This is a genomic window from Synechococcus sp. PCC 7335 (assembly GCF_000155595.1).
Lineage (GTDB): Bacteria > Cyanobacteriota > Cyanobacteriia > Phormidesmidales > Phormidesmidaceae > Phormidesmis.
The window spans coordinates 1241627-1253715 of the sequence record NZ_DS989904.1 but is presented as its reverse complement, the minus strand read 5'-3'; the positions used below and the strand labels follow the sequence as shown (position 1 = coordinate 1253715).

Below are 12089 nucleotides of genomic sequence, written 5' to 3'. Positions count from 1 at the left end.
GGTATCTCCTCAGCAGCTTGGCTCTAAGTGACTTAAACAGTAAGTGACCTGAACAGAAATTACTTAACCTAGGTACTTGCACCTGTAGAGAAGAACCTAAAAGTACTACGAACGCAAGGACTGATAGCCATAAACAAAACAGGCCATAAACCCCACTATCTATCTGCGCTCATATCCGTCAGAATAAAAGACTATTAGATTACTGTAAACGTCACTCCCCTAGAAGCACTTTGTTAGACGAAGGCACTTTATCAAAAGATAGGCAACCTCTTAGCACCGATGAATCATCAGTGACAGGTACGCTTGCTTCAAAAGCAACGGACTCAGTGACAGCTGGCCAGACAGACAAATTGCGTCGTGCGGCTGGATTTGAAAGTAACCCTACAGAAGCACTCGAAAAGCTACTAAAAAAGCATAGCGGTACCCATCAGATCGTTCTCTTGCAAGACTTTCCTGATCCTGATGCGCTATCTTCGGCTTGGGCTTACCGTTTGATGGCAAATGCCTACAACATCCAATGCGATATCTACTACTCAGGGACCCTTAGCCATCAAGAAAACATCGCTCTAGTCAAGCTGACCAATCTGCCAGCAAAACGGTGGCCAGTGGGTGCGAAAGACACGCCTGATCTGTCTGAATATCAGGGCTACGTTTTAGTGGATACGCAGGGCACAACTAGTCACCTGACCAAAAAAGTTCAAGACGCCGAACTCCCGCTGTTGCTTGTTGTCGATCATCACGCCCCGCAGGGGAAGCTTTTGGGTGAACTCATTGATATCCGACCAGATATCCATGCAACAGCGACGATCATGACTGAGTACTTGCGCTCTGGAATTGTTCAGCTAGATCGCAGTAATGATAACCATGTGAAGTGTGCGACGGCGCTGATGCATGGACTACGTTCTGATACAAGTCACCTCCTGCAAGCATCGGAGCCTGATTTTTTAGCGGCAGCTTTCTTAAGTAAATACTACGACGCGCAGCTATTGAGCGCAGTGCTGCAAGCTTCACGATCGCGTCGGGTAATGGATGTGATCGAGCGATCGCTGCGCAACCGTCAAATACAAAACAGTGTCTCCATTGCCGGGGTAGGCTACCTTCGCTATGAAGATAGAGATGCCATCCCTCAAGCCGCAGATTTTTTAGTGACCGAGGAGAATGTTCACACAGCGGTTGTCTACGGCATCGTTCATGACGAGGACGAGGAAAAAGAGCTGGTCGTAGGCTCTTTAAGAACGAACAAGATTACGCTTGATCCAGATGAATTTATCAAAGAAGCTTTAGGCCAAGACAATCACGGACGGTTTTTTGGAGGCGGACGTTCTATGGCAGGCGGCTTTGAGATTCCGATTGGCTTTCTGTCTGGCTACTATGAAAATAGCGACTACAACCGCCAGAAATGGGAAGTGTTCGACAAGCAAATCAAGCAAAAGCTGCAGCGGTTGGTCAATCCTGAAAACGGTGTACTAAATACCGATTAGGAATCCGAGTAGTGAGATACTAAAAAAGCATTGACTTTGACTGACCCGATCAGGACCCTCACTATGACAACGATGCTACACCAATACCGACCAGGCTTAGAAGGGGTTCCAGCTACGCAGTCGAGTATTAGCCATGTAGACGGTAAGAGTGGAATACTAGAGTATCGCGGCATCAAAATAGAGGACCTTGCTCGCAGTAGCACTTTTTTAGAAAGCTCTTACCTATTGATTTGGGGCGGATTACCAACTCAGGCCGAACTAGACGTTTTTAAACACGAAGTTCAATATCACCGTCGGCTGAAGTATCGCATTCGAGACATGATGAAATGCTTTCCAGAAAGCGGTCATCCGATGGATGCATTACAGGCATGCGCCGCCGCATTGGGTCTATTCCACTCTAAGCGAGAGCTGAATGATCCTGCCTATGTACAAAATGCAGTTGTCCGACTGCTGGCGAAGATTCCGACAATGGTGGCTGCTTTTGAACTGATGCGTAAAGGGAATGATCCCGTTCAGCCCAGAGACGATCTCGACTATGCCTCCAATTTTCTATATATGCTCAATGAAAGGGTGCCAGATGCCCTATCCGCGAGGATTTTTGATGTGTGCTTAATCTTGCACGCTGAGCATACTATCAATGCCTCTACCTTCTCTGCGATGGTGACAGCTTCTACCCTAACCGATCCCTATGCGGTGGTAGCCTCTGCGGTCGGCACATTAGCAGGGCCGCTGCACGGCGGGGCTAACGAAGAGGTGATCGCTATGCTAGAGGAAATTGGCTCTGTCGATAACGTGCGGCCCTATATCGACGCGCGAATTGCCAACCGTGAGAAGATTATGGGCTTTGGTCACCGGGTGTATAAGGTAAAAGACCCCAGGGCAGTCATTCTACAGGGACTGGTCGAACAGCTATTTGAGAAAGTTGGCCGTGATGCCTATTACGATATTGCGCTAGAGCTGGAGCTGGTGGTGGAAGAAAAACTGGGCCACAAGGGAGTCTATCCTAATGTGGACTTCTATTCTGGACTGGTGTATCGCAAGCTAGGAATTCCGTCCGATCTATTTACGCCAATCTTTGCGATCGCACGTGTGGCTGGCTGGCTAGCTCACTGGAAAGAACAAATCAGTACAAACAGAATCTTTCGCCCCACCCAGATATACGAAGGCTTACATGCGCAGCCCTACCTCCCTATCGATAAAAGACCCGATATTTGGGACAAATAGTCCCTATATCGCTCAGTCCTTTATATCGCGACGACTCCACCGTTGAACGCGGCTCCTTAGCGACAGTGCGAGTACAGTTCGAGTACAGAGTTCTCAAGTCCAAAGTTCAACGGTGTAAAGCCCTAGTCTTCTAGCATAATCACCCGGTGATGGGCATCACCCCCCTTTACAATTTCCAAGACTACATAGACTATGTATCCAGTGACGATTTTCAGGAACTCCAGCCCCTTCGGCATTTGCCGAAGGGGTTTTATTGTCGACTACTTTTATTAGGGTCATAGGCTTTATCTATCGCTCTAGGTCGTGTTTGCAATATAGATAGAGCGTATAGAAGTTGATTAAGCGTTAGAATCTGTTAAAGCAATGTATCTAGACACCGCAAAACGTCTTTTATTAGCATGACTCCAGGGATTGACCTTCAAGGGACCTTCGTTCAAGCACTGATAGATTTGGGTCTGCCGACAGGCGCAGCCAAAACAGTTTGGATTCCACTGCCGATGTTACTTATGCTGATTGTGGCAACAGTCAGCATTTTTATTTGCGTTTGGCTAGAGCGAAAAATTTCCGCAGCCGCACAGCAGCGGGTTGGTCCTGAGTATATTGGCCCATTAGGTGCGCTGCAGGCTGTAGCAGACGGAGTCAAGCTTATCTTTAAAGCTGATATTACGCCTGCCAAAGCAGACCCTTGGCTCTTTATAATCGGTCCTGCGGTCGTAGTCATTCCCGTCTTTCTGTCTTTTCTAATCGTTCCATTTGGTCAAAATCTGGTTATCACCGACTTGGGTATTGGCATCTTTCTATGGATCTCTCTTTCGAGCATCACGCCCATTGGGCTATTGATGGCCGGCTATTCTTCGAACAATAAGTACTCTTTACTGGGCGGCTTACGCGCCGCAGCTCAGTCAATTAGTTACGAGATTCCACTTGCACTCGCTGTTCTAGCAGTTGTAATGATGTCCAATGGACTAAGCACAATTGACATTGTCAATCAGCAATCTGGCTATGGCATCTTGAGTTGGAATATCTGGCGGCAGCCGGTAGGATTCGTCATCTTTTGGATCTCTGCCTTAGCAGAGTGCGAACGTCTCCCCTTTGATCTACCTGAAGCAGAGGAAGAGCTAGTAGCAGGCTACCAAACTGAATACACCGGGATGAAGTTTGGTCTGTTCTATGTAGGCTCTTACGTCAACCTGATGCTATCTGCGCTGATTGTATCAGTGCTATATCTAGGCGGTTGGAGCTTTCCTGTACCAGTTGAGAGCATCACGGCACTGCTAGGAATTGATGCCAACGTGGCCTGGGTACAGATTCTGACGGCAGCCTTAGGGATCGTGATGACAATGATCAAGGCATATTTGCTGGTATTTCTGACTATCTTGCTTAGATGGACGGTGCCTCGCGTTAGGATTGACCAGCTGCTTGATCTGGGCTGGAAGTTTCTACTCCCAATTGCTTTAGTAAACTTACTAGCAACCGCTGGACTTAAGCTGACGTTTCCAGGCGCGTTCGGCGGCTAAACCTAGTGTTGACGCTCGCTAATGTCGACTAGCATTAGTGCTTTCACTCGACTGCTTATCGCCTTCTTTTTTCTACTGCTTACCTATCTAGACTTCGTGCCATGTTGAACTTCTTAAAACAAGTTGGTGACTACGCTAAAGAAACGGCCCAGGCAGCAAAGTTTATCGGGCAAGGGCTCTCTGTAACTTTTGATCACATGAAGCGTCGCCCGGTAACGGTTCAGTACCCATACGAGAAGGTGATTCCGTCTGAGCGCTATCGAGGCCGTATTCACTTCGAATTCGACAAGTGTATTGCTTGCGAAGTCTGTGTGCGGGTTTGCCCCATTAACTTACCGGTAGTCGATTGGGAATTTAATAAAGCAGCGAAGAAGAAGGTGCTTAACCACTACAGTATCGACTTTGGGGTGTGCATCTTTTGCGGTAACTGTGTCGAGTATTGTCCAACTAACTGCCTGTCGATGACAGAAGAATACGAGCTCTCAGCCTACGATCGACATGATCTGAATTATGACAACGTCGCTTTAGGCCGTCTGCCCTACAAAGTCACTAACGATCCAATGGTGACGCCGATGCGTGAGTTTGCCTACTTGCCCAAGGGTGTGATGGACCCCCATGATCTGCCAGTAGGCAGTCAAAGAGCAGGCAGGTTGCCCAAAGATATTTTGGCAGAAATGGAAGCGCAGCAGGCCAAAGAGGACTCTGCAAAAGACCCTGCAAAGAGCGCCACAGAGAACTAGCTGAATACGTTTGCGGCTCACTTGTGGTTCAGTTTAGTAGTGTTTGGTCAACGTCTGTATTCGATATGTGTATTGAGAGGAGAACATCATTTTGATATTGGCTTTAGATTCTGCGCCGTTTAGCTTGGCAGAAGGAGTACAGGTTGTCTCTTTTGGACTGCTAGGTCTAATTATGGTAGTTGGGGCGCTAGGCGTTGTGCTGCTCTCTAGTATTGTGTACTCAGCTTTTCTATTGGGCCTAGTATTTATTAGCATTGCTGGCTTTTATATCTTGCTCAATGCTGGGTTTGTAGCAGCAGCACAGGTACTGATTTATGTAGGTGCAGTCAATGTGCTGATTTTGTTTGGAATCATGCTGGTCAATAAGCAAGAAGATTTTATTGAAGTCAAGAATGCCTGGATTGGAAAAGCTGCAACCGGCGCAGTTTGTGCAGGGTTATTTGGATTGCTAAGTACGATGGTGCTTTCTCATCCATGGGCTATTTCTAGTGCACCTGCCGCTGGGGATAAGGCAATTGAGGTGATCGGTCAGCACTTCTTTAGTGATTACTTGTTGCCTTTTGAGCTGGCATCTGTATTGCTGTTGATTGCGCTAGTTGGAGCGATTATCTTGGCGCGACGCGAGTACATTCCAGATGAGCTAATTGCACCTACAGAAGCGCTTACGCTTCCTGAAAAACCTCGCGAGCTGGTTGCTGCGGGCCGGCCGAACGAATAGCCTTTTTGTTAGTCGCTTCTTGGTGGTGGCCTTTTGTCAGTGCTTTAGTACGGTAGCTGACGGATTTAGACAATTTCCCAAATATATCTCTTCCTATGCAACTTGAGTATTTTCTAATATTGGCAGCGGCCTTATTTTGTATTGGTGTCTATGGTCTGGTCATCAGCCGCAACGTCATTCGAGTATTAATGTCTATTGAGCTGATGCTGAATGCGGTCAATATCAATCTAATGGCCTTCTCGAACTATCTTGATCCAGATGGGATTAAAGGGCAGGTGTTCGCAGTTTTTGTAATTACGATCGCTGCTGCTGAAGCTGCTGTGGGTCTAGCTATCGTGCTATCTATCTATCGCAATCGTGACACCGTTGATATGGAGCAGTTCAATCTACTTAAGTGGTAGTTGTCATTCGGCTGGTAGAAACTAGGGAGCGCTGTGCAGCTCAAGCAAGTCATTATTGTATACAAGGCTGGCAACCAGCGTAGTAAGAGCTGCGCCGATAAGTGTGCTCGGCAGTTGGAAGCTCATGGCGCCAATGTGATGATGGGTCCGAGTGGTGCTCAAGACAACCCCTATCCTGTTTTTCTAGAATCTACGCCTCAGCCGATCGATCTTGCCGTTGCGTTAGGAGGAGACGGTACCGCACTAGCCGCTGCCCGTCACTTGGCAATGGATGATATTCCTATCTTGGCTGTGAATATCGGGGGCCATCTTGGCTTTTTGGCAGACTCGTCGGAGGTTATTGGCGACTTTGAGCGGGTATGGGAGCGCTTGCTAGGCGATCAATTTGCGGTGCAGCGACGGATGATGTTGCAAGCAAGAACGCACAAAGGTGAATCCCACAACATTGAGCCGGTGAGCGATCGCTACTTTGCGCTTAATGAAATGTGTGTGAAACCGGCCTCTCCGAATCGCATGATTACCTCTACGCTAGAAGTAGAGATAGATGGAGAGGTGGTCGATCAATATCAAGGAGATGGTCTACTTATTGGCACACCGACCGGTTCGACAGGCTATACGGTTTCGGCTAACGGCCCGATCGTGCATCCAGGTATGCACGCATTGATTGTGACTCCAATCTGTCCGATGAGCTTATCTAGCCGCCCGATCGTGCTGCCACCCGGTAGCACTGTCAGCGTCTGGCCACTTGTTGACCCTGAAGGAAATACTAAGCTGTGGGCTGATGGCGTATTAGCCACTACGATCTGGCCCGGACAAAGGGTCGATATACGTATGGCCAGTCATTTGGCAAAGTTTATCTTGCTAGGCAAGGATCATTCTTATTACCGGACGCTACGAAACAAGCTGCAGTGGGCAGGGGCGCGAGTCAATTACTTCAATAATCACCGCCAGAGACAAAAGTAGACAGAAAAAAACAACCTGCCTTAATATCTGACTCTTCGGCACGAGCTTTTTGCCACTAGTAAGCTCGACCGTCTTTATGCAGAAAGACTCTATCGCCTTCATCTACAGGAACACACTGCAAGTCTTGATCTGGATAATCAACTTGATCGGGTGTAGTGCGATCGCCAATTTCTAGATAAGTAGCCAGATAGCTAGAGCGATTAATCAAATGATGTCCGTTGGCAACACCTGCGGCGAACCCTGCCATCTCTCCGGCTTTGATTACTTGCTCACCAGCATCTGTCACTAGCACTAGCTCACCATGCGTCACATAGACAAATTCATCTTGAGCCGAATGCCAATGTCTTAGTGCTGACTGACTGCCGGGTGTAAGTGTTGTGATGTTGACACCAAAATTTGTCAGGCCAGCGGCATTGCCGACCCTTTGACGCGATCGCCCCTCTACAGCCAATCGAAAAGGGGCAGGATAGTTCGTACCTGTCTCAATCGGTACAGCACAGAGATCTATCTTCATAAGACTTCGAGTCATCTTGAATCTAAGGATACTAGCGGCTCAGGCAATATTAGGCAATATACAGAGACATCAGGAGCAAGCTAAAACTTGGGCTCCCAGCTAGTGTCTATGGGCACAGCTTTAAAAGCAGCGCTAGCTTCGGCGCGTTTTGAGAGTGAGGCCAAGCCTGGATAGCGGCTAGAGTCGATTACATCGTCGGCAATGAAGCGGGTAAACTGCCAAGCGACACAGACGGTAATATCGGCTTGAGTCATTTTCTCTGTGACTAACCAGCCTGGAGCCTTGGTGGCGTAAGTCTCGATTTGATCATAGGCGACAATCAGCTGCGTCTGGATGCGATCGCGCCAAGGCTGATATTGTTTTTCCTCAGGTCTTTTACGCTCATACTCGACCTGTACCGTCTTATCGCAGGCATTAATACCTAGTCCGATTAAGCGAATGGTCCTTTGATAGGGCTTGATACTCACAGGCATGAGCGTATTGTCTGGGCCAGCGAGCCGTTCGATATAGTCCAGAATTAAACTAGAGTCCATCAGCACTTCACCATCGTCACACACCAGCGTAGGCGCTTTGATTAATGGATTAATCTGACTAAACTCTGGCATATTGCGAAAGACCGACAGCGGCAAATGATCGAATGGGATATGGAGACTATGAAGGGCGATCGCTACCCGTCTGACATAGGGAGAATCCAGCATTCCAACCAATTGCATAGCGCTTCCTTAAGGTTGAGTACGTAATCTTTCGGCAATTGTTCCTTGTTAGATAAAGATAAGCACACATCCAAAGCTCATCCTATCTATTCTTTGAATTGGGTAAGTCTATTTTGCCAATAGCAGATTAGCCAGTGGCAAATTAAACCGCAAAGCGAGTGGTCAACTGAGCAGTTAAGCTGGCAAAGCCGCAAAGTGACTGCTGACAAGATTTAGTGTCTTATCATCAAGCGCTCGCCAGTCGATTTCGCCCGCGTCATCAAATAAGCTATTGTCTGCTGCGATCACTGATTGAGCACCCTCCTGAGCGGCACTTCTCTGGTCTAGAGGCTGCGCCAACGCACACACCTGATAGCACAAACTCCAGATATCTATCGTTCGATCTGCCTGTCCAACATGCGTGAGTCTGAGCGTGTAAATAGGTGACGGTTGGGGCAACACGGCCATCAGCGCAGCCACTCGATCGTGTTCTTCGGGTGGCACACCATGCAGTCCTTTTTGCAACCTGGCGTATTCTTCCTGCTGTTCTACCGTCGTTCCTTCTGGCCATACTAGCTTCTCGTCATATTGGCCTTCCCAGGCTGTGCTATCCAACTGCTTTCGAATATTATCAATGACTCGAATCAAGGCAGGCTGCATCAGCTGCTCTACCTTTACTCTGTCTACAGCGCTTGCAAACTTAGGCACGACCTCGTCCTCCCTAGGCATCACTTCATTCGCATTGGATTACTAGCATCAGATTACTGGCATCAAATTACTAGGATCAGGTTCGTCTGCGCTATTCCATACGAAACCAAGCTGTCAAAGCAACAGCCAAACCATCCGCCGCGTCGTCCGGCTTAGGAATTGCCTCTAGGTTCAGCTCTCTAGCTACAGCGTCCTGCACTTCTACTTTATCCGCATTGCCGTGGCCAGTGATCGACTGCTTAATTTGAGCAGGCGTAAACTCTACAAAAGGCAAATTGCACTGAGCTAGCACCAACATCACAACGCCTCTAGCCTGGGCAACCAAAATGGTATTACCCATCCGATAAAAAAAAAGCTTCTCAATTGAAACCAAATCTGGCTTGTACTCGTCGATGACGCTGTGCAAGTCGTTATATATAGTACAAAGGCGCTGGCCGGTATCCGTACGAGCAGGCGTCTGCACAATGCCATAGTCTATGACTCGAATATCTGGCATCAAGTCTCGCATCTTGGCTGGGTCATACTCGAGCACGCCAAACCCTAAAATTGCCAAACCCGGGTCCAAACCAAGAATGCGCTTAGTCATGCAGGTACTAAATTATCGAGTAGCCATAGGCTTACGGCCATTCATCTCTGGCGCGGCAACACCGAAAGTAGCGCTAAAAGTCTTTTCTACCTTGAAACCAGAATCAATTGATTCCAAAGGATCTTTGCGCAGACGGTGACGTAAACATAGCGCAATCACTCGTTGGATGTCCTCCAAAGCGACCTCAGTTCTGCCTTCGTAGGCGGCTAGCGCCTTGGCTGCTCGAGTACTTACAATATCGCCTCTTAGTCCATCTACATTCAGCTCTGAGCAGACTTGAGATATTTTGAGCTGATACTCGTGATCAAGCGTGACGTCCTTTAGTCGATTCTGGGCAGCCACAATCTTCTCTTGCAGCGCTGCTTGTTCAGCCTGACACTGGGCGGCAAACCCCTCTGGGTCTTGGTCAAATTCAGTCCGCTGCTCTACGATCCGAACGCGCAGCGTCGGTTCACGAACGGTGCGAATCTCAGCGTGCATACCAAAGCGATCCAATAGCTGAGGTCGTAGTTCACCTTCCTCCGGGTTTCCAGAACCAATCAGAACAAACTGCGCTGGGTGACGAATGGAGATACCTTCACGTTCTACGGTGTTCCAACCAGAGGCGGCAGAATCTAGCAAAACATCGACTAGATGGTCGTCTAGTAAGTTTACTTCGTCTACATAGAGCAGACCGCGGTTTGCTTTAGCGAGTAGACCAGGTTCAAAATCTTTCTTGCCTTCAGCAAGTGCTTTTTCAATATCAATCGTGCCGCAAACGCGATCTTCGGTTGCACCCAAAGGCAAATCAACCATAGGCACCTTTTTACTAGCCGTTGTGATGTCTTGACCTTCATATTCAGCTAGAACGTCAGGGTTATCAGGCGCACGGTTGAAAGGGTCGTTGGCGACCACTTCAATATCTGGTAGCAGATCGGCTAGAGCCCGGATTGTGGTAGATTTACCTGTCCCGCGATCGCCCATGATCATCACGCCACCGATCTTAGGATCGATCACATTCAAGATCAGCGCTAACTTCATGTCTTCTTGGCCAATAACCGCAGTGAAGGGAAAAACGGCTCGGCGGGCTGGCGACTTTACGATACTCACAGGTGGCAATCATTTATACATTGGGCTTATTCCATTGTGCCATAGGAGGTTGTGCCTAGTGCTTATGCCAAAAATAAACCCATCAGCAAGGAGGAAGAGCACGATGGCTAGAAAACCGTATGGCTAGCAGATGCTGATCGTCCAATCTAGCTTCAGCTATCGCCTTACCTCCTAGCGACCCTTTAATACACCTTTGATACAAGAGAAGCGCTGACAAATTGTCAACGCTTTAAGCTCCTGTATGCAGACTGTCCAACAATCGGAGCGGCGGGATTTGAACCCACGACCCCTACTACCCCAAAGTAGTGCGCTACCAAGCTGCGCTACGCCCCGAAGCTGCTAATTTGCCTATCAAGAATAGCACAACCCACGACCCCTACTACCTCAAAGTAGTGCGCTACTAGCTATCAGATACGTTTAGGACAGTCTGCAATATAGTCCTGAGTATCTTCCTGATACTTATCCTACAGACTGTCCTAAGTACATAGCATTGTAGATTCAATGAACAAGACCAAAGGGAGATTGAGAATAGAACGGACTAGTTCTATCTCTTCGAGACTAGCCAAGCACCTTCACCCCCCGATCGATAGCCTGCACGATTAAAGATGAATCCTGCTTCATAGAAGGTGTGGCCGTAGCCCTCAATCTCTTTAGGATCGAGTTTTAGTAGCTCTGCCAATTCAGAGGTCCTCAACTTCCATCCTCCTTTAGCTGCTTTCTCTAAGGATTCGTAGTAGGCTAGCGGATCGCGCGCAGACAAAGCAGGCTGAAGCTTTGTGGACATTTCGGCCGCGATCGCACTGATCAGCTTCACCATATCAGACTGGTTGAGGGCTAGATCCGAGGATTGTCCTGAGGATCGACCTGAGGACTGTCCTGAAGAATTGTTAGAAGACGAGGGGCTAGGCTTGTTGAGTCCTTTACGGGCTATGAATTCGGCAACGTTGCCGCCCACACCGATAAAATTATGCAGCTCGTCTAGTAGCTTGACCTGCTCGTTACTGACGTATGCTCGATTACCGATCTTCTCCCGCTCAACTCCTAAATCTGACATGCGCTTGTACACAGCGCTTCTAGCTAATTGGTAGCGATCGCTCAGTTGATTGACCGGGATACGGTCGATATTTCCACTACTCATGACCTATCCTCTGGACAATCCGCAGGAGCTTTAAATTGAATCTATCATACATACTTTTCTCTGCTAGGTCCGGTCACTAGACAGCTCTAAAGATAAGTAGAGGACAGTTATCCATATTCATCGCTTAGCAGCCATGGGTTCCAACTCAAAGTCCAGATTCTATGACATGGGAAAAGAGAACCTCAGCAGTTGCTTCATTGTTTCTAACATCCGAACGAAGAGCACCTAAAAATGTAATCTGCGGCCCTTTGAGGTAATACAGAGACCGTTAGGCTCTTGTAGGCCTAGGGTAGGTTTAGGGCATTTGGAGTCCTAAGC

Annotated in this window: 13 protein-coding genes and 1 tRNA gene; 7 read left to right on the top strand and 7 right to left on the bottom strand. The window is 48.2% G+C overall.

Annotation, left to right across the window (positions count from 1 at the left end; genetic code table 11):
• Positions 1-230 precede the first annotated feature (230 nt).
• From S7335_RS05635 to S7335_RS05605, 7 genes are all read left to right on the top strand, one after another.
• Positions 231-1481 carry a bifunctional oligoribonuclease/PAP phosphatase NrnA gene (locus S7335_RS05635; RefSeq protein ID WP_006457393.1) on the top strand — a complete coding sequence of 417 codons (1251 nt, stop codon included), beginning with the start codon at positions 231-233 and terminating at the stop codon, positions 1479-1481.
• A 63-nt stretch (positions 1482-1544) separates the two neighbouring features.
• A complete protein-coding gene (locus S7335_RS05630) occupies positions 1545-2705 on the top strand; it encodes a citrate synthase (RefSeq protein WP_006455985.1) in 1161 nt (386 codons plus the stop codon).
• Between the two features lie 398 nt (positions 2706-3103).
• Positions 3104-4222 carry an NADH-quinone oxidoreductase subunit NuoH gene (nuoH, locus tag S7335_RS05625; RefSeq protein WP_006455295.1) on the top strand — a complete coding sequence of 373 codons (1119 nt, stop codon included), beginning with the start codon at positions 3104-3106 and terminating at the stop codon, positions 4220-4222.
• A 101-nt stretch (positions 4223-4323) separates the two neighbouring features.
• Positions 4324-4962 carry an NAD(P)H-quinone oxidoreductase subunit I gene (ndhI, locus tag S7335_RS05620; RefSeq protein WP_006455947.1) on the top strand — a complete coding sequence of 213 codons (639 nt, stop codon included), beginning with the start codon at positions 4324-4326 and terminating at the stop codon, positions 4960-4962.
• A 97-nt stretch (positions 4963-5059) separates the two neighbouring features.
• Positions 5060-5680, top strand: a complete 621-nt coding sequence (locus tag S7335_RS05615; protein ID WP_038015712.1) for an NADH-quinone oxidoreductase subunit J — start codon at positions 5060-5062, stop codon at positions 5678-5680.
• Between the two features lie 95 nt (positions 5681-5775).
• The gene (gene nuoK / locus S7335_RS05610; RefSeq protein WP_038015710.1) at positions 5776-6081 is read left to right on the top strand and encodes an NADH-quinone oxidoreductase subunit NuoK; all 306 of its coding nucleotides are present in this window, start codon (positions 5776-5778) and stop codon (positions 6079-6081) included.
• Positions 6082-6114: 33 nt separating this feature from the next.
• A complete protein-coding gene (locus S7335_RS05605) occupies positions 6115-7044 on the top strand; it encodes an NAD(+) kinase (protein ID WP_006456682.1) in 930 nt (309 codons plus the stop codon).
• 55 nt (positions 7045-7099) lie between these two features.
• Here S7335_RS05605 and S7335_RS05600 read toward each other — a convergent pair whose 3' ends face one another.
• The 7 genes from S7335_RS05600 to S7335_RS05570 all read right to left on the bottom strand — a co-directional run bounded on the left by S7335_RS05600 (position 7100) and on the right by S7335_RS05570 (position 11771).
• A complete protein-coding gene (locus S7335_RS05600) occupies positions 7100-7573 on the bottom strand; it encodes a cupin domain-containing protein (RefSeq protein ID WP_227499953.1) in 474 nt (157 codons plus the stop codon).
• 65 nt (positions 7574-7638) lie between these two features.
• The gene (locus S7335_RS05595) at positions 7639-8271 is read right to left on the bottom strand and encodes a glutathione S-transferase family protein (RefSeq protein WP_006457033.1); all 633 of its coding nucleotides are present in this window, start codon (positions 8269-8271) and stop codon (positions 7639-7641) included.
• A 174-nt stretch (positions 8272-8445) separates the two neighbouring features.
• Positions 8446-8958, bottom strand: coding sequence for a hypothetical protein (locus tag S7335_RS05590; RefSeq protein ID WP_157620103.1), 513 nt, complete (start codon positions 8956-8958; stop codon positions 8446-8448).
• Positions 8959-9049: 91 nt separating this feature from the next.
• Complete coding sequence (gene ruvC / locus S7335_RS05585) at positions 9050-9544, bottom strand: crossover junction endodeoxyribonuclease RuvC (RefSeq protein WP_038015706.1); 495 nt, start codon at positions 9542-9544, stop codon at positions 9050-9052.
• A 12-nt stretch (positions 9545-9556) separates the two neighbouring features.
• On the bottom strand, positions 9557-10633 hold the full coding sequence (gene bchI, locus S7335_RS05580) for a magnesium chelatase ATPase subunit I (RefSeq protein WP_006456940.1): 1077 nt from the start codon (positions 10631-10633) through the stop codon (positions 9557-9559).
• A 259-nt stretch (positions 10634-10892) separates the two neighbouring features.
• Positions 10893-10966, bottom strand: a tRNA-Pro gene (locus S7335_RS05575).
• A 211-nt stretch (positions 10967-11177) separates the two neighbouring features.
• Complete coding sequence (locus S7335_RS05570; protein ID WP_006454475.1) at positions 11178-11771, bottom strand: hypothetical protein; 594 nt, start codon at positions 11769-11771, stop codon at positions 11178-11180.
• Positions 11772-12089: the final 318 nt, after the last annotated feature.